A 21,742-nucleotide genomic window follows, 5' to 3' on the forward strand; every position below is an offset into this window, starting at 1 on the left:
TTGAGTAGGGGGCAACCGGTGGTGCTGGCGGGCAATATTTCCAGAATTCGTCCGCTCAAACAGAGGTACGTGTCAATCGACCACTCAATCGATATCGGACTCTGGCTGTCCGCGGGGCATGGGACGATCATCGGGTGACCGATGCGCTGCACCTCATCCTGGGAGACGAAGAATTACTGGTCGAGCGTGCGGTGACCTCGGTACTGCACGCAGTCAGGGGTAAAGCAGGAGCCGATATTCCGGTCAATCGGCTGCGCGCGGGTCAGGTGGACGTTGCCGAACTCGCCGAATTACTGAGCCCGTCGTTGTTCGCCGACGAAAGGGTCATCGTCATCGAGGCGGCTGCCGAGGCCGGTAAGGATGCTGTCACTCTCATCGAGCAGGCGGCCACCGATCTGCCGCCCGGAACCTTTCTGCTCGTCCAGCATTCGGGCGGCGGTCGTGCGAAGGCGTTGGCCACCACGCTGCAGAACCTGGGCGCCTCGGTCCACAACTGCGCACGCATCACCAAGGCCGCTGAGCGGGCGGACTTCGTGCACAAGGAGTTTCGTCGCCTGGGGCAGAAGGTGGACGCCGACGTGGTGGCCATCGTGATCGACGCCGTCGGCTCGGACATCCGCGAATTGGCGGCCGCTTGTTCGCAGTTGGTCTCCGATACCGATGGCAGTGTCGACGGGGCCGCGGTGCGCCGATACCACTCCGGGCGCGCCGAGGTGTCCGGATTCGATATCGCCGACAAGGCGGTGACGGGTGACATCGCGGGCTCGACGGAGACGCTGCGCTGGGCGATGCAGCGAGGTGTGCCGCATGTGCTACTGGCCGATGCGCTCGCCGAGGCGGTCCACACCATCGCGCGGGTGGGCCCCATCAAGCAGAACGCGTACGCCGCGGCCTCCGAGCTCGGTATGCCGCCGTGGCGCATCGAGAAGGCTCAGAAGCAAGCACGCCGCTGGACGCGTGACGCGGTGGCGGAGGCGATGCGGGTGGTGGCCGCCCTCAATGCCGATGTGAAGGGCGTGGCGGCCGATGCGGATTATGCGCTGGAATCGGCAGTGCGCCGGGTGGCCGAATTGGTGAGCACCTAGCCCGGTGTGTACCTAGCCGGTTGCGAATGGGGCCGAGGGCACGAAAAACGCCGAGTGTGCGCGGAAGCGCTGACACTCGGCGTTGATCAGGAAAGGATCAGAGCTTGTTCAGAGCCAGGGCGAGCGCCGACTTCTTGTTGGCGGCCTGGTTCTTGTGGATGACGCCCTTGGTGACGGCCTTGTCCAGCTTGCGGCTGGTGGAAACGAGCAGCTCGCCCGCCTTCTCCTTATCGCCCTCGGCGATCGCCTCACGCAGGCCGCGGATGGCCGTACGCAGCGACGACTTGGTCGCCTGGTTGCGCAACCGGGCACGCTCGTTGGTGCGGATGCGCTTTTCCTGCGACTTGATATTGGCCACGCGTCTAAGTCCTTCGGTAATTCGTCTGGTGGGGCGGCAGGCCCGGCATCATTGGACCCGGGGCAGCTGAGCAGCGCCGCAGGGGAAGAGACTACCAGGAGGACGGCCAAAACCTGAAACCGGAGGCACAGCGCACAACGCGAGATGTCGACCAGGTGGCCAGCAAGTATCGGCGATACCCGCGCACGCACTGCCGAATCCGGCAAGTTGGTGCAGCATAGGCAAGGTGAGCCTGCGAACAGTGATGCCGAACTCGGGGCGCCCGGCACGCACGGCGGCAACGCCACGGCTAACCCGGCGCGACGATCAGATATTCGGCGGATACCGCGAACTGGTGTCCGAGAAGGGGTCCTATTCCAAGGCCTTCGACGAGATGTTCGATGCCGACGGCAACGTGCGCGGCCCGTACAAGGGCATCTATGCCGAGCTCGCGCCCACCGACGCCGCCGACCTGGCAGCGCGGGCCGACGCCCTGGGCAGGGCGTTCATCGATCAGGGCATCACCTTCTCGTTGTCGGGTCAAGAACGTCCGTTTCCGCTGGACCTGGTGCCGCGCGTCATCGCCGCCGCGGAATGGTCCCGGTTGGAGCGGGGCATCGCCCAGCGGGTCCGGGCCCTGGAGATGTATCTGGCCGACATCTACGGAGACCAGGAGATCCTGCGCGATGAGGTGATTCCGCGGCGGCTGGTAACGTCCTGTGAGCACTTCCATCGCGAGGCCGCGGGGATCAATCCGCCCAACGGTGTACGGATACATGTCGCGGGCATCGATCTGGTCCGTGACGCTCAGGGCACCTTCCGGGTGCTGGAGGACAACCTGCGGTCGCCCTCCGGGGTCTCCTACGTGATGGAGAACCGGCGCACCATGGCGCGGGTCTTCCCGGACCTGTTTGCCACGCACCGGGTGCGGGCGGTGGATGACTATTCCTCGCATCTGCTGCGGGCATTGCGCAAATCGGCGGCCACCAATGAGGCCGACCCCACGGTGGTGGTTCTCACACCGGGTGTTGCCAACTCTGCCTACTTCGAGCACTCACTGCTGGCTCGCCAGATGGGCGTGGAACTCGTCGAGGGGCGCGATCTGTTCTGCCGCGACAACCAGGTCTACATGCGCACCACCGAGGGTGAGCGCCAGGTCGACGTGATCTACCGCCGCATCGATGACACCTACCTGGATCCCATGCAGTTCCGTCCCGATTCGGTGCTCGGAGTCGCGGGCCTGCTCAACGCCGCGCGCGCCGGGAACGTGGTGATCTCCAGCGCGGTGGGCAATGGGGTGGGTGACGACAAGCTCGTCTACACCTATGTCCCGACCATCATCGAGTACTACCTGGGCGAGAAACCCATTGTGGCCAACGTGGACACGTTCCGATGTTGGCTCGACGAGGAACGCGAGGAGGTGCTGGATCGTCTCGAGCACCTCGTCATCAAGCCCGTCGAGGGCTCCGGCGGATACGGCATCGTTTTCGGGCCGGACGCATCGGAGAAGGAGCGTGCCGCGATCGCCAAGAAGATCAAGGCCGATCCGCGCGGCTGGGTGGCTCAGCCGGTCGTGCAGTTGTCCACGGTGCCCACCAAGATCGACGACCAGTTGGTGCCGCGGCACGTGGATCTGCGTCCCTTCGCCGTCAACGACGGTGATGACGTGTGGGTACTGCCCGGAGGGCTGACCCGGGTGGCGCTGCCGGAAGGCTCGCTGGTGGTGAACTCCAGCCAGGGCGGCGGTTCCAAGGACACCTGGGTGCTGGCATCGCGGGCATCGGTGGCAGAGCGCGAGCTGGCGGGCGCCGAGCTGGTGTCCGAACTACCGCAGGCCGCCGAGGTCGAACAGGGGCCCGAGGTCGCCACGGCGGGGTTGCAGCAGCATCATGTGCAGCAACAACAGCAACAGCAACAGGGCCGGTGGCGCTGATGCTGGCCCGAAACGCGGAATCGCTGTACTGGATCGGTCGCTACGTCGAACGTGCCGATGACACCGCGCGCATCCTCGATGTCACGGTGCATCAACTGCTGGAGGACGCGAGCGTGGACCCCGATCATGCTTCCCGGGTGCTGTTGCGGGTTCTGGGGATCGAGGCGCCGGACACCGTGCTCGATGTGTGGTCGCTGACCGAGCTCGTCGCATTCAGCAGGGGAGTGCAGGGCGGTTCGATCGTGGACTCGATCTCCGCGGCCCGTGAAAACGCGAGGGGCGCACGCGAAGTGACCTCCACGGAAATGTGGGAGTGCCTCAATACGACGTTCAATGCGCTGCCGGATCGCGAGCGTGCTGCTCGCCGGCTGGGCCCGCACGAGTTTTTCACCTACGTGGAGGGGCGTGCCGCGCAGTTCGCGGGGCTTGCCGATTCCACCCTCAGCCGCGATGACGGCTACCGGTTCCTGGTGCTCGGCAGGTCCATCGAGCGGGTGGACATGACGGTGCGGCTGCTGCTTTCACGTGTCGGTGACCGCGCCTCGTCACCGGCCTGGGTGACGCTGCTGCGCAGCGCGGGCGCGCACGACACCTACCTGCGCACGTATCGCGGCGTGCTGGACGCCAATCGGGTGGTGGAGTTCATGCTGCTGGACCGGTTGTTTCCGCGCTCGGTGTTCCACTCGTTGCGGCAGGCCGAACAGAGCCTGGACGAGCTGGATCACCGGCCGCACAGCCGGGTTGGGGCGCGCGCCGAGGCGCAGCGGCTGCTGGGCCGCGCCCGCAGCGAGTTGGAGTTCATGAGACCGGGTGTGCTGCTGGAGGATCTACCGACCCGGCTGGCCGGGTTGCAGCAGACGTGCCGCGAGCTCGGTGAAGCGGTGGCGCTGCAGTACTTCCACGCCGCACCGTGGGTGGCCTGGTCCGATGCCGGAGGAAGACACGACGTGGATCCCATCGAGGAGGGGGAAATCTGATGTGGCGCCTGCGCATCATGCATGCCACCGGGTATGCGTACAAGACGCCGGTGACCGCCTCCTATAACGAGGCGCGGTTGACGCCGCGCAGTGACGGCCGGCAGAACGTGATCCTGAATCGGGTGGAGACCGTCCCGGCCACCCGGTCGTACCGGTATGTGGACTATTGGGGTACTGCCGTCACGACCTTCGATCTCCACGCCCCGCACACCGAACTCGAGGTGACCGGTCTGTCGGTGGTCGAGACCGACGTCGCCGAGAAGCCCGAGGAGGTCGTGGACTGGGACGAGGTGCACACCACGGCGGTGGTCGATCGATTCGATGAATACCTGTCGCCCACCGCGTATGTGCCGCAGAGCAAGAAGGTGCAATCTGTGGGCAAGAGGATCGCCAAGGATGTCAGCCCCGCGGAGGCCATCATCGCCGCGTCGAAATGGGTGCACTCGGAGCTGGACTACATGCCGGGCACCACGGGCGTGCACTCCTCGGCGCTGGATGCGCTGCGAGAAAGCAAGGGGGTCTGCCAGGACTATGCGCATCTGACGCTGGTGCTGCTGCGCAGTATGGGCGTCCCGGCTCGCTACGTGTCGGGCTATCTGCATCCGAAACGGGACGCGGCAGTGGGGGAAACCGTGGATGGGCAGAGCCATGCCTGGATCCAGGGCTGGGCCGGCGGTTGGTGGGACTACGACCCCACCAACGACAGCGAGATCAACGAGCAGTACGTCACCGTCGGCGTCGGGCGGGACTATTCGGACGTTAGTCCTCTCAAAGGCATCTATTCGGGCGGTGGCTCGACCGATCTGGACGTTGTCGTCGAGGTGACGCGACTCGCCTAAACGGCGCAGAAATAGCCGGTTATTGCACAGGTGTCTGGCAAGAAGAGTAATAATGCGTAGACCATGGTGACCAAACAAGCTACCGGGCTATACGGCGGACGAACGGCAGACGAGCGCCGTGCAGAGCGGCGGCGACGCCTGCTCGAGGCGGGGCTAGAGGTGATGGCCAGCTCGGGCTGGGCAGCGACAACGGTCCGCGAGATCTGCAAGACCGCCGGACTGAACACTCGTTACTTCTACGAGTGCTTCGACGGTCTCGACGAGCTACTCGTCGCGGTCTTCGACTGGATCATCGAGGACAGCATCGCCACGGCAGGTTCGGCCATGGCTGCTGCCGACAAGGACTCGCGCTCGCAGGTGCACGCCGGCGTTGTCGGTGCGGTCACCGCGTTGACCGCCGACCCCCGGCGCGCCCGTGTGATCGCCACCGAGGCCATGGGCAGCCAGCGGCTCACCCGTCGCCGGATGCGGTTGACGCACTACATGGCGCTGATGCTGGGTGCGGCGCGCGCCGAGTTCGACCCGGAGGCCGATCCCAACTACACCGCGGTTCAGGCCGAGGCCCTGGCCGCGGGTGTAGCCGGCACCGTCCTGGCGTGGCTCGACGGCCGGCTGCGGCTTGAACGCGAAGAGCTGGCCGAATACACCGCGCAGTTCGTCGATCAAGCGATGTTCACGCCGCTGCCGGTACACAACTCCGTCGAGCACTGAGCACGCTGGGGCTTCACGGGCCTCCCGCTCAGCTCCAGGAGAATTGGGCGCGCAGACGCGCCGCGACCACGTTGAATCGCTCCACGTCCAGAATCGCGCCCTCGCGGCGGATGCCCTCTTCGGGTACGTCCAGCACCCGGTCGAGGCGCACCCAGCTGGGCCGCCCGTCGTAATCCCAGCTGCCGCTGCCCAGCGCCACCCAGTCCGGATCGCTGTCAAGACGTTCCCGGCTCGAGAGCATCAGGCCCAGCAGCAGTGCGCCATCGCGCCCCACCACCAGCACGGGGCGGTCCTTGCCCTGTGCGGGGTCATCCTCGTAGACCACCCAGGTCCATACGATCTCGCCGGGATCGGCGCGCCCATCCAAGTCGGGGGAGTACTCGATGCGGCGGGCCCGGTGGGCGGTGGGCACGCTGCGGTTGGTCACCGGACGGCCCGGGATGGCGGTCTGCTGCTCCGGTTCGACGACGCCGATCGCTTCCAGCCCGAGCTGAAGCCCGCGCTGGACGAATTCCGAGCCCTGCAGTTGCCGCAGCACCTTCGGGCCTTCGCGGAACACGACTTGTTCCAGAGTGTTCACCGCGATCTTCCCGAGCTTGCGCCCGAGCGTCTGCCACTGTGACGCCATGGTGCGAGCATACTGACCGGTAGTCCCTCACGACGTGCGTGTCAGAAGCATGCCGCGCGGCATGGGAGCATGGTGCCGTGCCAAGTTTTGCCGACACGACGTTCACGGATCCGGCGCTGATTCGTAACTTCTGCATCATCGCCCACATCGACCACGGGAAGTCGACCCTGGCCGACCGGATGCTGCAGCTGACCGGTGTGGTCGACGAGCGTTCCATGCGCGCGCAGTACCTGGATCGCATGGATATCGAGCGTGAGCGCGGCATCACCATCAAGGCACAGAACGTGCGGCTGCCGTGGCAGCTCAATGGCCAGGACCATGTGCTACACCTGATCGACACCCCCGGGCACGTCGACTTCACCTACGAGGTGTCGCGCGCCCTGGAGGCGTGCGAGGGGGCAGTGCTGCTGGTCGACGCCGCGCAGGGCATCGAAGCGCAGACGCTGGCCAACCTGTACCTGGCGCTGGACAAGGACCTGACGATCATCCCGGTCCTGAACAAGATCGACCTGCCCGCGGCCGATCCGGAGCGTTACGCCGAGGAGATCGCGCACATCATCGGCTGCGAGCCCTCCGATGTGCTGCGGGTGTCCGGTAAGACCGGGGAGGGCGTCGCGGCGCTGCTCGACGAGGTGGTGCGGCTCATCCCAGCGCCGCAAGGTGATCCGGATGCGCCGGCGCGGGCGATGATCTTCGACTCGGTCTACGACATCTACCGCGGTGTGGTCACCTACGTGCGCGTCGTGGACGGCAAGATCACTCCGCGCGAGAAGATCGCGATGATGTCGACGGGCGCCACCCACGAACTGCTGGAAGTGGGCATCGTCTCGCCGGAGCCCAAACCCTCCGCGGGACTCGGGGTCGGCGAGGTGGGCTACCTGATCACCGGCGTGAAGGATGTGCGCCAGTCGAAGGTCGGTGACACCGTCACCGCCGCGCGCAACGGCGCCAAGGAGCCGCTGACCGGCTACCGCGAACCCAAGCCGATGGTCTATTCCGGGCTGTACCCGGTGGACGGATCCGACTACCCGAACCTGCGCGAGGCGCTGGACAAACTCCAGCTCAACGACGCCGCGCTCACCTACGAGCCGGAGACCTCGGTGGCGCTGGGCTTCGGATTCCGTTGTGGCTTCCTGGGATTGCTGCACATGGAGATCACCCGTGAGCGCCTCGAACGCGAGTTCAACCTCGACCTCATCTCGACGGCTCCCAACGTGGTGTACCGGGTGATTACCGAAGGAATGACGGCCGATGATCCAGGGATGATGGTGACCAATCCGTCCATCTGGCCCGAGGGCAAGATCCGGTCGGTGTTCGAGCCGGTGGTCAAGACGACGGTGATCGCGCCGAGTGAATTCATCGGTTCGATCATGGAGCTGTGCCAATCGCGGCGCGGCGAGCTCGGCGGCATGGACTACCTGTCACCCGAACGCGTCGAGCTGCGCTACACGATGCCGTTGGGCGAGATCATCTTCGACTTCTTCGACTCGTTGAAGTCGCGTACGCGCGGCTACGCCAGCCTGGATTACGAGGAGGCCGGCGAGCAGGAGGCCGATCTGGTCAAGGTCGACATCCTGCTGCAGGGCGAGGCGGTCGACGCGTTCAGCGCCATCGTCCACAAGGACGGGGCCTCGGCCTATGGCAACAAGATGACCGTCAAGCTCAAGGAACTCATCCCGCGCCAGCAGTTCGAGGTGCCGGTGCAGGCCGCTGTCGGATCGAGAATCATTGCGCGCGAGAATATTCGGGCCATCCGTAAGGATGTGCTCTCCAAGTGCTACGGCGGTGATATCACCCGTAAGCGCAAGCTGCTCGAGAAGCAGAAGGAGGGCAAGAAGCGCATGAAGACCATCGGTCGCGTCGAGGTGCCGCAGGAGGCGTTTGTGGCGGCACTGTCCACCGAGTCGACGGCGGACAAACCGAAGAAGTAGCGGTACCTCCCGAACAAGCGCGGTACCACCGCGAGCATGCTCAAATACCCCGTTTCAGATCGATTTCAGGCACATTTGAGCATGTTCGCGCCGGAGGTGTGCTCGGCATACCGACCCACCCGGGTGGGAAAACTCATCGCGTCGATACGCTGGGTCGCATGAGTACCGTGCTTGCCGGGCTTCGTCTTCCAGTGGTTGGTGCCCCGATGGCAGGCGGCATCACCGTCCCCGCATTGGCGCGTGGGGTGAGCGCGGCGGGGGGATTCGGCCTGCTGCCCGCCGGATACCGCACCATCACACAGCTGGAGCAGGATCGCGAGGCCATGGGGGAGTTGCCCTTCGGCTTCAATGTATTCGTGCCCACCCCGGATCAGGGCGCCGATCTGAGGGAGTACCTGGACAAGCTGAAGGTCTGGGCCGACAAGCTTGAGGTCGCTCCCGGCGATCCCGTCTGGCACGACGACGCGTACGCCGACAAGATCGAGTATCTGGTGGCCAATCCGGTACCGGTGGTGTCCTTTACCTTTGGCGTGCCCACCGCGCCGGACGCGCACCGGCTGCGCGAGGCCGGATCGGAGGTCTGGATCACCGTCACCAGTGCAGCGGAGGCCAAGATCGCCGAGGGCATCGGTGCCGATGCGCTGGTTGTGCAGGGCCCGGAGGCGGGTGGGCATCGCAGCAGTTTCGACGCGGGTGCCCCGGACGAGCCGTTATTGGATCTGATCGCGAGCGTTCGGTCGGTGACCGCGCTGCCGGTCGTCGCCGCCGGCGGAATCATGGACGGCGCCGATATCGCCCGGGTGCTCGCCGCGGGTGCCGCGGCCGCCCAGTTGGGCACCGCGCTGGTGGTGACCGACGAGTCGGGGGCCAAACAGGTCTATAAGGATGCCCTGCTGCAGCCGGCCGATACCGTAGTCACCCGGGTCTTCTCCGGCCGGCCCGCACGCAGTATCTCCAACGCGTTTCAGCGCGACATGGAAGCGGTTGCCCCGGTGAGCTTCCCGGCCCTGAACTCCGCCACCAAGGAACTACGGGCCAGCGGTGATCCGGATGTCATGTCGTTGTGGGCCGGTACCGAACACCACCGCGCCCGCGCGCTTCCGGTGGCCGAACTGATGGCCACGCTGGCCACTGAACTGAGCGCGGCTCAAGGATAGGTGGGTATGAAACCAGCCACTCTCATCTGGACGGTGCTCGTTGCCGCGTTCCTGTTGATCGGCCTCGATCTGGTCATCTACCTGGCGGGCCCGCGCAGCGGAGGTTCCACCGGTGTTCTCGTGTCGCTCTTGGTATTCAATCTGCTGCTCTTCGGTGGACTCGGCATCTACCTGCGTGGGCGGCGTTAAATAGCGGGTGCGTAGCCAGGTCGCACCTACGATGGTCGGATGGTGTCATCCCTTGATCCCGAACTGTCGTTGGAAGGGCTACTTTCCAGTCAGTCTCCTGTTCAGCGGCGCGGGCCCTTCCCGCCGATTGCCGACTACGCGTTTCTCTCGGATTGGGAGAACACCTGCCTGATCGCCTCCAACGGGTCGGTGGAATGGATGTGCGTACCGCGGCCGGATTCTCCGAGCATCTTCGGGGCTGTCCTCGACCGCGGGGCGGGCCATTTCCGGATCGCGCCCTACGGGCATAATGTGCCGGCCGCGCGCCGCTACTTGCCGGGCAGCCTGATGGTGGAAACCACGTGGCAGACCAAGACCGGGTGGCTCACCGTCCGTGACGCGCTGGTGCTGGGGCCCTGGCACGATGTCGATTCCCGTTCAAAAACGCATAAGCGCACCCCGACCGACTGGGATGCCGAGCACATCCTGCTGCGCACGGTGCGCTGTGTCAGCGGGACAGTCGAGGTGCTCATGAACTGCGAGCCTGCCTTCGACTATCACCGTGAGGGGGCCGTCTGGGAGTACTCCGGCGATGGATACGGCGAGGCGATATGTCGGGCTGCCAAGAACCCCGACGCCAATCCGACGCTGAAGCTCACCACGAATCTGCGGCTGGGACTGGAAGGCCGGGAAGCGCGCGCCCGCACCCGGCTCACCGAGGGCGATAACGTGTTCGTCGCGCTGAGCTGGTCCAAACACCCTGTGCCGCAGACATATGCGGAGGCGGCCGACAAGATGTGGAAGACCGCCGAGGCCTGGCGGCAATGGATCAACATCGGCGAATTCCCCGACCATCCGTGGCGCTCGTACCTACAGAGCAGCGCTTTGGTGCTCAAGGGACTGGCCTATTCACCCACCGGAGCGCTGCTGGCGGCCTCGACCACTTCGCTGCCGGAAACTCCTGGGGGAGTGCGTAACTGGGATTACCGCTACTCCTGGGTGCGGGACTCGACCTTCGCACTGTGGGGCCTGTACACCCTCGGCCTGGATCGTGAGGCGGACGATTTCTTCTCGTTCATCGCCGACGCGTCCGGTGCGAACAACGGCGAGAAACATCCCTTGCAGGTCATGTATGGCGTGGGCGGCGAACGCACGCTCACCGAGGGTGAGCTGCCGCATATGTCCGGGTACGACGGCGCCCGGCCGGTCCGGATAGGCAATGGCGCATTCGACCAGATTCAGCACGATATCTGGGGAACCATGCTCGATTCGGTGTACGTGCACGCCAAGTCGCGCGAGCAGATTCCCGCGACGTTGTGGCCGATTCTGAAGAACCAGGCCGAAGAGGCGGCACGGCACTGGCGTGAACCCGACCGTGGCATCTGGGAGGTGCGTGGCGAGCCGCAACATTTCACCTCATCCAAGATCATGTGTTGGGTCGCGATGGACCGAGGTGCCAAACTCGCCGAGATGCACGGTGAGAAGAGCTATGCCCAGCAGTGGCGTGCCGTCGCCGATGAGATCAAGGAAGACATCCTTGAGCACGGCGTCGATGAACGGGGTGTGTTGGTACAGCGTTATGGCTCAACAGCTTTGGATGCCTCGCTGCTGCTCGCGGTGCTGAACCGTTTTCTGCCGTCCGACGATCCGCGGATCCGGGCGACGGTGCTGGCGATCGCCGATGAGCTGACCCATGACGGCCTGGTGCTGCGCTATCGGGTGGAGGAAACCGATGACGGGCTCTCGGGTGAGGAGGGCACCTTCACCATTTGCTCGTTCTGGTTGGTCTCGGCCCTGGTCGAGATCGGGGAGGTGCGCCGCGCGCGGCACCTTTGTGAGCGACTGCTTTCCTTCGCAAGTCCACTACAGCTCTACGCCGAGGAGATCGACCCGGCCACCGGGCGTCACCTGGGCAACTTCCCGCAAGCGTTCACCCATCTGGCGTTGATCAATGCAGTCGTCCACGTCATCCGGGCCGAAGAGGAGGCAGACGTGAGCGGAACATTCCAACCCGCCAACGCGCCGACATGACGGTCCGGAGCGGTGCCGCCGCCGTCGCGGTGGTGATGTGTGTGATCGTGGGCGGCTGCGGCCGCACCGACGATCAGGCGCAGCATACGACCGCGGCGTCCGGTTCCTCTTCGGGGGCAACGCCGCCGGGTTCGTCGACAAACTCCGCCCCGGCCGGGCCGGCACCGGGTACCGCGCCGCCTGCCTTCGGGTACACCCCCGAATTGGTGGCGGCGAAGGGGGCGGACGGGACGGTCACCTATGACGTGCATCTGCCTCAACTGTCCGGCGGCGTGGATGCCGTACGCGATCGGTTCAACGACGGCACCCGCGCCGCGTTGCGGGATCTGATCGAGAACCTGCCCGGACCGAGCAGGGACCTGACGGTGTCCATCAACGACGGGGACGTGGGGCCCGGCCCCGAGACCACGCGCGTCGCCCTCATCGGGCCGCATGTGGTGGCAGGCATCCAGGTATACCTCTGGTACGCGGGCGGTGCCGCTCATCCCAATGTGTCGGTTTCGACGACGGTGGTCAACGGCGATACCGCGCAACCCATCACCTATGACGATCTGTTCCCCAACCAATACGCGGCGATGGCACGGTTACGGGAGGTGTTGCCCGGTCTGGATCCGACCGGGCGGGTGCGCCCGGACAGCATCAATGTGCGACTCGAGCAATGGCTACCCGCACCGACCGGCCTGCGGTTCTATGTTCCGGTCTCACATGCCGCCGGCGATTTTGTTCCGATCACCGTGCCATGGGAGAAGATTACTGATCTGGTCGATCCCACGGTCGTGCCGGTGCTGCGTCAGTAATGGGGGTAATCGCTTGTGAAGATCGGTCTCGTCTCGGCGCTTTTAGTGACGTGTGAGCTTGTCGCCGGGTGTCTGGAGCCGCCGCCGCAACCCGCTCAGCCCTCGGTCACCCCGCCCTCCGCCAGTCCGATGCCATCGAAACCGGCGGTGGCGCTTACCCCTGCCCAGGCGCCACCCACCGCGACACCGGCATTCGGGTTCAGCCCCATGCTGGATCAGGTGAGCGGCAAGCAGGGGAAGGTCGAGTACAAGGTCAAACTGCCCCAGGTCACCGGCGATAAGGCCGCGGCCCGCGACCGATTCAACGAGGGCATGCGCACCGCGCTGGACGATACGGTGCGCGGGTTGGACGATGCCAAGCTCACCAAGCCGGCAACGATTGGGGACGGGCAGCTGCAGGCGCAGGAGTCGAGTCGGGTCTCATTCATCGGCCCCCATGTGTTGACGGGGGTGGCGGTGTTCCTGACGAATAGTGGTGGCCCGTACCCGAGTCATCGGGTGGCAACCATCACCATCAATACCGATACGGCACAACCGATCATGTTCGGAGAGGTATTTGCCGATCAGGAGGCCGCCCGGGAACGGCTGCGCGCACTGGCCCTGGAACTCGGCGCCCCGGATCGCATCAAGGCGGCCGGGGACATGAAATCGGAGCAGTTCCTGCACTGGGTTCCGGTTCCCAAGGGATTGACGTTCTATATCTCCGTTCCGCACGCCGCCGGAGACTATGTGCCGGTCACGGTGCCGTGGGCGAAGATTCGTGATCAGGTGGTCCCCGCCATGGTGCCCGTCCTCAGTCAATAGGGGAGCGGCGGGCGAAATCGGGTGCGTGCTCGGGCAGTGGCCCGATCGCCACGCCGTAGGCGGGAACAGCTTGTAGCCATGGATATTTGGTGGCGATGGACAAGACCGACGCGATCTTGGCGTTCGAGGCGGCCGTGGTGGACGAGTCCACCGCGGAGAACACCCGCCGGTGCACGGCCCGCTGTATGCGCTGGATGAGGGCGGTCGGTACCCACCGGCGCAGCTGAACCTTGCGGAGGTCGGCTGTTGTCAATGTGCCTGTGCGTAGCGGCTCGGCCAGGATGCGCGCGGTGGCGACCGCGTCGGCGATCGCTAAATTGATGCCGACTCCGCCCACCGGGGACATCGCGTGCGCGGCATCGCCGATGAACAGCAAGCCGTCGCGGTACCACTTGCGTAGCCTATTAAGTTGTATATCAAGCAGTTTCACGTCGTCCCAACTGGCGATGGCGTTCGTGCGGGCGGCCAGCCATGGCGCCATTTCGGCGACCCGGTCGCGCAGCACCTGTACATCGCCGCTGCGCATCTGCGAGTCGGTGCCCTTGCCGATGAGGTACCCGCATTGGAAGTAGTCTCCGCGGTCCAGTAGCACCATGAACCGGTTGGCACCGACCCGCGCGCGCGGTCCCTGCGGATCATCGGGATGCTTGGGGAGGCGGAACCACCAAATGTCGATCGGCACGCCGAACTGCCGTGGACGCATCCCGGCCGCGGCGCGCAGCGCCGAGCCGCGGCCGTCGCAGGCGACGGTGAGATCGGCCTTGAGCGCGCCGGTTTCGCCTGAGGCGGTGCGGTATTCGATTCCGGTGATGCGGTCGCCCGAGCGCAGTAGGCCGGTGACCTCTGTGCTGCGCCGCAGACGGAAAGTGGGCTCGGTTTCCGCGGCAGTGGCCAGCATTTCCAGGAAGTCCCATTGCGGCGCCATCGCGATGTGTTTGTGCGGTCCGGGCAGCCGGTTCAGATCGCCCAACCGGAATGTCTGTTCGCCCAGGTCCACCGTGACCTGCTCCACCAGATTGTGCGGCATGGCCGCGAACCTGGGACCCAGCCCCAACTCGTCGATCAGGTTCAGCGTGCTGGCGTGCACCGTGTCACCGCGGAAGTCTCGCAGGAAGTCGGGGTGCTTCTCTAGCACGGTGACGTCGATACCGGCACGCGCCAACAGCAACGCCAGCATCATTCCGGCGGGCCCGCCACCGGCGATGGCACATGTGGTGCCCTGTGGCAGTTCAGGTTTGATCATGGGTCCTCCTCCACGCCACGATAAGGACACCGATCAGCGCGAACAGCGGAATCAACGAGATCGTCCAACTCAGCGCCAGGGGTGGCCCCGGCTGGGACAGCACGTTGAGGTCGAGCGTGCCCTTTCCCGGCCCGCGCGGTCCGTCGATATCGAAGATGAACTGGAAGCGACCCTCCTCCTGCAACGCCCTGATGTCCAGACCCCAGACCTCGCGTTTGCGTGGATGGCGGGCCAGCGGCTCGGGGAGATGCGTGTGTCCGTCGGGAGAAACGATGGTGAGAGTGCCGGACTTGCCGGTGATGCCGTCGGCGGGAATGAAGGTGAAGTCCAGGGATTGCATGGCGCGCAGCGGCCACGTCGAGAAGCCGATGGTCAGCGCGTAGGGGCCGGCGGCGACATGTTCGGTGTGCACCACGTTGACGGGTGCGTAGGCGTTGGCAGGCGCGCTTACCCCAACGGACAGGGCGAGAACGGTGAGGAGCGCCATCAGGATTCGGACGTGCCTCATGCGGTGGTCCCGGCGGGATCGATAGTGTTTCCGGGTACCCGCAACATGAGGCCGATGCGCTGGGCCAGGAACCCCGCGAGCGCGCCCAGCGCCAGGCCGATGACGCCGACGGTGAGGTAGCTGCTCAGCGTTTCGGTACCTTGCCGGTACACCAGAGCTCCCTGCAGCAGGTACCCCAGACCGGCCAGGGAGCCGAGGATGGCACCGATGACGGTCATCGATCGACGCTGCCATGCCCGCTCCTTGGCCAGCTGCAGTAGCCCCGCCGCGACGGCCGCGAAGACCACCAGAAACATCGGCATCATCGCCGGTATCGCAGGAGCCCCACCCCAGAGGTCGTCGCGCAGCGGTAGTCCCACCGCGGCGGCGTATTCGCGTGCGGCCCAGGGAGAGAACCACCAGAAGACGGCCTGCAGAGCACCCATGATCACCGCGACACCAAACGGCGCGACAGGCGACCGCAGCACCCCGGCCACGATCAGCAGGACGAGCGGAACAATGAACGCCGATCCCAGTGAGATCGGGTTGAAGTCGAATTTGAAGAGATACAACGCGCTGAACGGTACCGCCGTCATCGCTGCCACCAAGGAGGATTGCGCCATCAAACCGGCAGTTCCCCAGCGGAACCGCCGTGCGGCGGCAAAGGTCACGATGCTGCCCAGATCGGTCACGGTGCCGGAGACGAACAGTGCGAAGTGTGGCGGCGAGGCCAGCACCGCATCGAACCCGTATACGGTGTGCCACCACAGATCTAGGAGCCCGTACAACAGGAACGACGCGGCCCCACAACCGGAGAGTAGGAAGCCCAGGGGAGCGGTGAACCTGCCACCGAACACGCGGATCGGTACACCGCCCACCCAGCGCGGTACCTGCTCGCCCGCGCGCTGGGCGCCGGTGACCATCAAAACCATGGTGAGGCTGACGATTCCGCTGATGGCGCTGCCCGAGTAGAGAAACAGGTGCGGCAGGGTGAAGAATGTGTCGGGACCTACGTCGCTGTGCCACTGCACATCCCACGTGGTTCCGGTTGCGCCCACCAGGCTGCCCAACAGCACCCCGTACGCTCCCAACGGGGCGTATCTCTCCATGATGGCACTGGTGATTCTGGACGTCTGTTGGGTGCCGCTGCTCGCGGTGCTGGCTCCGGCGCTCATCTCAACCTCCACTCACCCATAGTGGCATCGTCACACGTTCGTCGGGATCACCCGACGGCGGTGTGATGGTCACGACTATGTCCCACGGACCGGCCATCGGCAGCATCACCTGGTCGAATTTCGTACGGCCAGATACCACCTCACGTAGCGGGGGCATGGCGTGGCCCATCAGCGGCATGACCAATTCGACCGTCACCGGTTCGGATCCGGGGAGGTCGTGATCCTCCCTCTCATCGATGGCGAGTTCCAGCGCGGTCGTTCCGACCCGCGGGGAATCCACGGTCACCGTCACGGTGTAGTGCTCGGTGCCGCAGTACAGGGTGACGGCCTTGCGCGGGCTGGGCCAGGCGATCCAGGTCAGTGCCAGCACCGCGGCGACGATAATCGCGAGACCGGCCCATACGCGGCGGGTCATGAGATGTCCAGCCGCACCGGGATGGTCAGCACCCGATAGTCGCGCTGGGCCTGAATCCAGGCGAGGTATCGGCCCGGCTTGGGGAAGGTAAAGGTGAAAGGGACGTCGGGGCCGAAGGCGGCGACCGTCTCATCGGGCGGGCTGTCCCCGTTGAGCGGGGGAACGCCTACCATGGGCGGCATCGGATCATCTTGCGCGGACTGGTGATTGGCGCTGTGCTCCATGCCCGGCATCCCGGTTGCGCCGTGCCCGCCCATGGAATGTGCGTGCGCCCAGATCGCCGAATCCTGCACCGCCGTGCCGAGGTCGGTGGCGGAAGCCATACGTGGAATCGGGCCGGCGACCACCAGATGACCGAGCATGCCCAGCCACGGTTGCAGCACCGGCTCGGATCCGATGGTCGCGGACAGCGTCGTCGGCCGGCCGGCCCGCAGACCGGCCGCGCTGACGTGCACGTGCAGTCCGTTCATCATGCGCATGCCCGGCCCGTCGAAGGGCGCGGGCGTCGCGGGTCTGCCGCCGCGCACCGTGAGCGCGCCCGGCAGACGCACCGTCTGCACGCCGCCACCACGGCGCACGAATTCGGCCGAGACGGCGTAACGGCCCGCTATCGCCGCCGACAGCGGCACCGAATAGCGGCCCGGCGCAACCCGTATCGGATGCAGATGGGACAGCTGCCCGTCGGGGGCCACCACGAGCAGGTGGATCAGCGCGCTGTCGTGGATCACCAGGTCATCGGCGGGCAGCCCGGTGGCGGTGTCGATGAGCGAGAAGTAGATGTCGGTCGCGTGTCCCGGGTCCAGTTCGGGTTGTTCGGCCACGAGCATCGCCGACGGCCGTGAGTAGTCGGTGACTGCGGGACGGTCGAGCCGGTACGGATTGGCGGCATTGTCGACGGTCGGGTCGCGTTGCGGGCCAGGCTCCGGCGGCGGTGGCGCCGACGTGGACAGCACGGCGCCGGTGATGGCCACCGCGAGAGCCGCCACCGTGGCCGTGACGGGCAGCGCGATCCACACTCCGCGACGCACCCGGGTGGCCACCACCAGCGAGATCACCAACAGCAGCCCGGTCGTGGCCAGGCCCACATAGGCCACCCGCTCCGGCGGCGACATCGCCTGCCCCGTGAGAACCAGGGGGATCCTGGAGATGTGCACACCATCGCTGATGGTGAGGTCGGCCGGGCCGGGGCGGTCAACGTCGAGCGTCGTGCTGTACGGCCCCGGTTTGTCACCGAGGACAACCATTTCTGTCGATGTCGGCACGCCCGGTGCGGGTTCGTGTTCGTCGGTATCGGCACCGGTGGGCACGAGCTGTACGCGGAGCGGGCCCGCGGGGGCGCCCTGATGGGTGATGACGTCGACATATAGCGGGCCGGGGATGCTGGTGACCCGACGGGCGACGACGGTGAGCTCTCGCTCGCCGAGACTTTGCGCGACCTGCACGTCGGCGCCGGCGCTCGCGGAGTCGGCCAGCGCGACCGGGGTACCGCTGAACAGTGTGAATAGTGCAAGCACCAGGAACAGGCATTTCGTGTGCAACCCGGTCATCGGAGTCCAGTCTGCCCTGCGCCGACAGGGGCGCGACGCGGTCCGCCTAAACTGGCCGCGTGAACAGCGACAGCGTGATCGGCATCCTGAGTTGGTGGGACGGTGTCGAGCTGTGGCTGAGTGGACGCGGCTTCATCCTGCAAACGATCATCGTGATGCCGGTTGTTCTGGCGTTGGCATATGTGATGGCCGTGACCGGTGACAAGATCCTATTCTTGCTGCTCAGCATGGTTAATCGGCTGGGCCGGTTCTCCCCGGCGGCCCGCCGTCATCCCGTGGAGAATCCGGTAGCCGTCGCCGCCCCGGCGGACCTCTCATGAGTGGTATGCCGCAGTCGCGCGTGACGTTGGCGCTGGTTGCGCTGGCGGTGCTGGTGATAGTCGCCTGGCTGTTGAGCCGGTAGCGACCAACCGTTGAGGTAATAGCGTCTCTACCTGGTGCTTCGTCTGTTAAGACGGCATCAAAAAGCTCTGCTAGGCTTCCCGCCATGCTTTCCGGATACCAGCCGCGCCATGAGTTGGCGCTCATTGCTGTGGGTCCGGTTGCCGACGTCGCCTGTTGTCGCTGACGGTTTTCGCCCGTCCGCGCGTGCCGCCTCGGCCCAGGTCCATCCGACCCTCTCGCTGAGCTGACGTCCGCACTCCGTGGCCGGGCCCGAGATTCCTTTTGGTTCTCCTTCTCATCCCAGCCACGGAAAGGGTTGTCTTGATCCCCAGTAGATCGTCAGCGCGCGGTTCCCATCGCTCGTCGCCCAAGGGACTCATCGCCGGCGCGCTCGTCGTCGCCGCCGCCTTGACCGCCGCATGCCAGGGCGGGCCGAGCGATGTTCCCGGCGGGGGTCGAGGCGGAGATGCCGACACCACGCTCACCCTGGTGGCCTATGCGGTTCCCGAGCCGGGCTTCCGCGAGATCATTCCGGCCTTCAACGCCACCGAGGCCGGTAAGGGCATCCAGATCACCCAGTCCTACGGTGCCTCCGGGGACCAGTCTCGTGGGGTCGAGGGCGGCAAGCCCGCCGACATCGTGAACTTCTCGGTGGAGCCGGACATCACCCGGCTGGTCAAGGCCAAGAAGGTTTCCGCGGACTGGGATAAGGACGCATTCGGCGGTATCCCGTTTGGGTCGGTGGTGACTTTGGTTGTGCGCAAGGGCAATCCGAAGCACGTCAAGGACTGGGACGATCTGCTGCAGCCCGGCCTCGAGGTCATCAGCCCCAGCCCGCTGAGTTCCGGTTCGGCCAAGTGGAACCTGCTGGCTCCGTATGCCGCGAAGAGCGAAGGCGGCAAGAACCCGCAAGCCGGACTGGATTTCGTCTCCAAGCTGGTGCGTGAGCATGTCAAGATGCGACCGGGTTCGGGACGTGAAGCGACCGAGGTCTTTGTGCAGGGCAGCGGTGATGTCCTGATCAGCTACGAGAACGAGGCCATCTTCACCGAGAGCCTCGGCAAGCCGATCGAGCATGTCAATGTGCCGATCACCTTCAAGATCGAGAACCCGGTGGCGGTGGTGTCCGAGAGCTTGCATGTCAAGAAGGCCACCGAGTTCAAGAATTTCCTGTACACCCCCGAGGCGCAGCGTATCTGGGCCAAGACGGGCTTCCGGCCCGTGGACCCCGGGGTGGCCGCGGAATTCGCATCCTCCTTCCCGGTGCCGTCGAAGTTGTGGACCATCAAGGATTTGGGCGGATGGAAGAGCGTCGACAAGGAATTGTTCGACAAAAACGACGGATCCATCACCAAGATCTACAAAGAGGCGACCGGATGAGTACCGTGATCGAAAATCCCACCTCACAGGACAATCCGGAGGACAAGGTGCCACCGACGGGAGAGTCCGGCACGGCCGTGGGCCGTTCGCGTAAGCGCTTCAGCGATGACCCGTTGCGCATCGGTGTGGCCAGCATCTGGTTGTCGGTGATCGTGCTGCTGCCGTTGGCGGCCATTGTGTGGCAGTCCGCCGAGGGTGGGTGGGGCGCGTTCGTCAGCGCCGTCACCTCCAACTCGGCACTGGCCTCGTTCAAGGTGACACTGCTGATCTCCATCGCGGTGGCAGTGCTCAATGGTCTGTTCGGGCTGTTGGTGGCCTGGGTGCTGGTCCGGGACAATTTCCCGGGCAAGCGGATTGTGGACACGTTGATCGATCTGCCGTTCGCCCTGCCCACGATCGTGGCCAGTATCGTGCTGCTTGCCCTGTACGGTCCGAGCAGCCCGATCAATGTGCACTTGCAGCACACCAAGTGGGGCGTCGGGATAGCTCTGCTGTTCGTGACGCTGCCGTTTGTGGTGCGGGCCGTGCAGCCGGTGCTGCTTGAGCTCGAACGAGAGGTGGAAGAGGCCGCGGCCTCGCTGGGTGCCAGCAACCCGGTGATCTTCAGCAAGGTGATCCTGCCTGCGTTGCTGCCCTCACTGCTGTCCGGTGTCGGGCTCGCATTCTCCAGGGCCATCGGTGAATTCGGTTCCGTGGTGCTGATCGGTGGCGCGGTGCCGGGGGAGACCGAGGTGTCCTCGCAGTGGATCCGGACCCTCATCGAGAACGACGACCGGACCGGCGCGGCCGCCATCTCCATTGTGTTGCTCGCCATTTCGTTTGTGGTGTTGTTCATCCTGCGCGGCCTGGGTTCACGCGCGGCCAAGCGAGAGGAACTTGATCGATGACGCTCTCTCCCGCGGTCAAGTACGCGCTGCGCATACTGGCGCTGCTCTACGTCGCCGTGCTGCTGATCGTGCCCCTGGGACTCATCCTGTGGCGTGCCTTCGCGCCGGGCCTGGTCCAGTTCTGGGAGTACATCTCCACCCCGGCTGCGATTTCCGCGTTCAACCTCTCCCTGCTGGTGGTCGCGATTGTGGTGCCGCTCAACGTGATCTTCGGGGTGCCGACGGCGTTGGTGCTGGCCCGCAACAAGTTCCGTGGCAAGGGCGTTCTTCAGGCCATCATCGACCTGCCATTCGCGGTGTCGCCGGTCATCGTAGGTGTGGCCCTGATCGTGCTGTGGGGCTCGGCGGGCCTGCTGGGATTCGTGGAGAACGACTGGAAGTTCAAGATCATCTTCGGACTGCCGGGCATCGTGCTGGCGAGCATCTTCGTCACGCTGCCGTTCGTGATCCGTGAGGTCGAGCCGGTGTTGCATGAGATCGGCGACGATCAAGAACAGGCAGCCGCGACGCTGGGTGCCAATCCGTGGCAGACGTTCTGGCGCATCACCCTGCCGTCCATTCGGTGGGGTCTCACCTACGGCATCGTGCTGACCGTCGCCCGCACCCTGGGTGAGTACGGTGCGGTGATCATGGTGTCCTCCGGCCTGCCGGGTAAGTCGCAAACGTTGACGCTATTGGTTTCCGATCGTCACCTGCGAGGTGACGAATACGGGGCGTACGCGCTGTCTGTCGTGCTGATGGCGGTGGCTCTCATCGTCCTCGTCGTGCAGGTGGTTCTCGATCGCAACCGTGCCAAGACCTCGAAATAGCCTGAGCTACCAAGGAG

Annotated in this window: 22 protein-coding genes; 15 read left to right on the top strand and 7 right to left on the bottom strand. The window is 65.3% G+C overall.

Annotated features, from left to right (window positions below; translation table 11 throughout):
• Positions 1 to 134 precede the first annotated feature (134 nt).
• Positions 135 to 1,085, top strand: a complete 951-nt coding sequence (holA, locus tag MAB_RS08425) for a DNA polymerase III subunit delta (RefSeq protein WP_005110184.1) — start codon at positions 135 to 137, stop codon at positions 1,083 to 1,085.
• A 97-nt stretch (positions 1,086 to 1,182) separates the two neighbouring features.
• Here the strand turns inward: holA and rpsT are convergent, their stop codons facing one another.
• Entirely contained in the window at positions 1,183 to 1,443 is a 261-nt protein-coding gene (gene rpsT, locus MAB_RS08430; protein WP_005060261.1) for a 30S ribosomal protein S20, read from the bottom strand.
• A 244-nt stretch (positions 1,444 to 1,687) separates the two neighbouring features.
• On the opposite strand from rpsT, the gene MAB_RS08435 reads away from it, so the two are divergent.
• The 4 genes from MAB_RS08435 (at position 1,688) to gplR1 (ending at position 5,882) form a co-directional block, all read left to right on the top strand.
• A complete protein-coding gene (locus MAB_RS08435) occupies positions 1,688 to 3,355 on the top strand; it encodes a circularly permuted type 2 ATP-grasp protein (protein WP_005084969.1) in 1,668 nt (555 codons plus the stop codon).
• Positions 3,355 to 4,332 carry an alpha-E domain-containing protein gene (locus MAB_RS08440; protein WP_005060265.1) on the top strand — a complete coding sequence of 326 codons (978 nt, stop codon included), beginning with the start codon at positions 3,355 to 3,357 and terminating at the stop codon, positions 4,330 to 4,332. Before MAB_RS08435 ends, MAB_RS08440 begins: the two co-directional genes overlap by 1 nt.
• Positions 4,332 to 5,171 carry a transglutaminase family protein gene (locus tag MAB_RS08445; RefSeq protein WP_005093147.1) on the top strand — a complete coding sequence of 280 codons (840 nt, stop codon included), beginning with the start codon at positions 4,332 to 4,334 and terminating at the stop codon, positions 5,169 to 5,171. Before MAB_RS08440 ends, MAB_RS08445 begins: the two co-directional genes overlap by 1 nt.
• Positions 5,172 to 5,234: 63 nt before the next feature.
• The gene (gene gplR1 / locus MAB_RS08450; RefSeq protein ID WP_005084972.1) at positions 5,235 to 5,882 is read left to right on the top strand and encodes a TetR/AcrR family transcriptional regulator GplR1; all 648 of its coding nucleotides are present in this window, start codon (positions 5,235 to 5,237) and stop codon (positions 5,880 to 5,882) included.
• Between the two features lie 28 nt (positions 5,883 to 5,910).
• Here the strand turns inward: gplR1 and MAB_RS08455 are convergent, their stop codons facing one another.
• Positions 5,911 to 6,510: a type II toxin-antitoxin system PemK/MazF family toxin gene (locus tag MAB_RS08455; RefSeq protein ID WP_005074591.1), complete on the bottom strand. Its 600-nt coding sequence runs from the start codon at positions 6,508 to 6,510 to the stop codon at positions 5,911 to 5,913.
• 77 nt (positions 6,511 to 6,587) lie between these two features.
• On the opposite strand from MAB_RS08455, the gene lepA reads away from it, so the two are divergent.
• The 6 genes from lepA to MAB_RS08485 all read left to right on the top strand — a co-directional run bounded on the left by lepA (position 6,588) and on the right by MAB_RS08485 (position 13,398).
• Positions 6,588 to 8,441, top strand: coding sequence for a translation elongation factor 4 (gene lepA / locus MAB_RS08460; protein ID WP_005084973.1), 1,854 nt, complete (start codon positions 6,588 to 6,590; stop codon positions 8,439 to 8,441).
• A 158-nt stretch (positions 8,442 to 8,599) separates the two neighbouring features.
• Positions 8,600 to 9,598 carry an NAD(P)H-dependent flavin oxidoreductase gene (locus MAB_RS08465; protein ID WP_005129986.1) on the top strand — a complete coding sequence of 333 codons (999 nt, stop codon included), beginning with the start codon at positions 8,600 to 8,602 and terminating at the stop codon, positions 9,596 to 9,598.
• A gap of 6 nt (positions 9,599 to 9,604) precedes the next feature.
• Entirely contained in the window at positions 9,605 to 9,787 is a 183-nt protein-coding gene (locus MAB_RS08470; protein WP_005084975.1) for a hypothetical protein, read from the top strand.
• Positions 9,788 to 9,826: 39 nt separating this feature from the next.
• Complete coding sequence (locus MAB_RS08475) at positions 9,827 to 11,797, top strand: glycoside hydrolase family 15 protein (RefSeq protein WP_005060281.1); 1,971 nt, start codon at positions 9,827 to 9,829, stop codon at positions 11,795 to 11,797.
• Complete coding sequence (locus MAB_RS08480) at positions 11,794 to 12,594, top strand: hypothetical protein (protein WP_005110186.1); 801 nt, start codon at positions 11,794 to 11,796, stop codon at positions 12,592 to 12,594. The genes MAB_RS08475 and MAB_RS08480 overlap by 4 nt, the downstream gene beginning before the upstream one ends.
• Positions 12,595 to 12,741: 147 nt before the next feature.
• The gene (locus tag MAB_RS08485) at positions 12,742 to 13,398 is read left to right on the top strand and encodes a hypothetical protein (protein ID WP_234708521.1); all 657 of its coding nucleotides are present in this window, start codon (positions 12,742 to 12,744) and stop codon (positions 13,396 to 13,398) included.
• Here MAB_RS08485 and MAB_RS08490 read toward each other — a convergent pair.
• The 5 genes from MAB_RS08490 to MAB_RS08510 are packed head-to-tail and all read right to left on the bottom strand — an operon-like array spanning position 13,388 to position 18,265.
• On the bottom strand, positions 13,388 to 14,641 hold the full coding sequence (locus tag MAB_RS08490) for an FAD-dependent oxidoreductase (protein WP_005110188.1): 1,254 nt from the start codon (positions 14,639 to 14,641) through the stop codon (positions 13,388 to 13,390). The two genes, MAB_RS08485 and MAB_RS08490, sit on opposite strands and share 11 nt — an antisense overlap.
• A complete protein-coding gene (locus MAB_RS08495; RefSeq protein WP_005115018.1) occupies positions 14,628 to 15,149 on the bottom strand; it encodes a hypothetical protein in 522 nt (173 codons plus the stop codon). The genes MAB_RS08490 and MAB_RS08495 overlap by 14 nt, the downstream gene beginning before the upstream one ends.
• A complete protein-coding gene (locus tag MAB_RS08500; RefSeq protein ID WP_005093157.1) occupies positions 15,146 to 16,303 on the bottom strand; it encodes a hypothetical protein in 1,158 nt (385 codons plus the stop codon). Before MAB_RS08500 ends, MAB_RS08495 begins: the two co-directional genes overlap by 4 nt.
• Before the next feature lies 1 nt (position 16,304).
• Positions 16,305 to 16,718, bottom strand: coding sequence for a hypothetical protein (locus tag MAB_RS08505; RefSeq protein WP_005084981.1), 414 nt, complete (start codon positions 16,716 to 16,718; stop codon positions 16,305 to 16,307).
• Complete coding sequence (locus MAB_RS08510) at positions 16,715 to 18,265, bottom strand: hypothetical protein (protein WP_005110191.1); 1,551 nt, start codon at positions 18,263 to 18,265, stop codon at positions 16,715 to 16,717. Before MAB_RS08510 ends, MAB_RS08505 begins: the two co-directional genes overlap by 4 nt.
• Before the next feature lie 74 nt (positions 18,266 to 18,339).
• On the opposite strand from MAB_RS08510, the gene MAB_RS08515 reads away from it, so the two are divergent.
• The 4 genes from MAB_RS08515 to cysW all read left to right on the top strand — a co-directional run bounded on the left by MAB_RS08515 (position 18,340) and on the right by cysW (position 21,725).
• Positions 18,340 to 18,585, top strand: coding sequence for a hypothetical protein (locus MAB_RS08515; RefSeq protein WP_031599952.1), 246 nt, complete (start codon positions 18,340 to 18,342; stop codon positions 18,583 to 18,585).
• 385 nt (positions 18,586 to 18,970) lie between these two features.
• Complete coding sequence (locus MAB_RS08520; RefSeq protein WP_005087645.1) at positions 18,971 to 20,029, top strand: sulfate ABC transporter substrate-binding protein; 1,059 nt, start codon at positions 18,971 to 18,973, stop codon at positions 20,027 to 20,029.
• Positions 20,030 to 20,142: 113 nt separating this feature from the next.
• Positions 20,143 to 20,916: a sulfate ABC transporter permease subunit CysT gene (gene cysT, locus MAB_RS08525; RefSeq protein WP_005093159.1), complete on the top strand. Its 774-nt coding sequence runs from the start codon at positions 20,143 to 20,145 to the stop codon at positions 20,914 to 20,916.
• The gene (gene cysW / locus MAB_RS08530; RefSeq protein WP_005074620.1) at positions 20,913 to 21,725 is read left to right on the top strand and encodes a sulfate ABC transporter permease subunit CysW; all 813 of its coding nucleotides are present in this window, start codon (positions 20,913 to 20,915) and stop codon (positions 21,723 to 21,725) included. Before cysT ends, cysW begins: the two co-directional genes overlap by 4 nt.
• Positions 21,726 to 21,742: the final 17 nt, after the last annotated feature.

The organism is Mycobacteroides abscessus ATCC 19977, assembly GCF_000069185.1.
Taxonomy (GTDB): domain Bacteria; phylum Actinomycetota; class Actinomycetes; order Mycobacteriales; family Mycobacteriaceae; genus Mycobacterium; species Mycobacterium abscessus.

Coding starts and splice junctions, on each gene's coding strand:
- MAB_RS08455 (WP_005074591.1), bottom strand. CDS start 6,510: ATGGCGTCACAGTGGCAGACGCTCGGGCGCAAGCTCGGGAAGATCGCG.
- MAB_RS08505 (WP_005084981.1), bottom strand. CDS start 16,718: ATGACCCGCCGCGTATGGGCCGGTCTCGCGATTATCGTCGCCGCGGTG.
- MAB_RS08490 (WP_005110188.1), bottom strand. CDS start 14,641: ATGATCAAACCTGAACTGCCACAGGGCACCACATGTGCCATCGCCGGT.
- MAB_RS08495 (WP_005115018.1), bottom strand. CDS start 15,149: ATGAGGCACGTCCGAATCCTGATGGCGCTCCTCACCGTTCTCGCCCTG.
- MAB_RS08500 (WP_005093157.1), bottom strand. CDS start 16,303: ATGAGCGCCGGAGCCAGCACCGCGAGCAGCGGCACCCAACAGACGTCC.
- MAB_RS08465 (WP_005129986.1), top strand. CDS start 8,600: ATGAGTACCGTGCTTGCCGGGCTTCGTCTTCCAGTGGTTGGTGCCCCG.
- MAB_RS08475 (WP_005060281.1), top strand. CDS start 9,827: ATGGTGTCATCCCTTGATCCCGAACTGTCGTTGGAAGGGCTACTTTCC.
- MAB_RS08510 (WP_005110191.1), bottom strand. CDS start 18,265: ATGACCGGGTTGCACACGAAATGCCTGTTCCTGGTGCTTGCACTATTC.
- MAB_RS08480 (WP_005110186.1), top strand. CDS start 11,794: ATGACGGTCCGGAGCGGTGCCGCCGCCGTCGCGGTGGTGATGTGTGTG.
- MAB_RS08445 (WP_005093147.1), top strand. CDS start 4,332: ATGTGGCGCCTGCGCATCATGCATGCCACCGGGTATGCGTACAAGACG.
- cysW (WP_005074620.1), top strand. CDS start 20,913: ATGACGCTCTCTCCCGCGGTCAAGTACGCGCTGCGCATACTGGCGCTG.
- MAB_RS08440 (WP_005060265.1), top strand. CDS start 3,355: ATGCTGGCCCGAAACGCGGAATCGCTGTACTGGATCGGTCGCTACGTC.
- MAB_RS08470 (WP_005084975.1), top strand. CDS start 9,605: ATGAAACCAGCCACTCTCATCTGGACGGTGCTCGTTGCCGCGTTCCTG.
- MAB_RS08435 (WP_005084969.1), top strand. CDS start 1,688: ATGCCGAACTCGGGGCGCCCGGCACGCACGGCGGCAACGCCACGGCTA.
- gplR1 (WP_005084972.1), top strand. CDS start 5,235: ATGGTGACCAAACAAGCTACCGGGCTATACGGCGGACGAACGGCAGAC.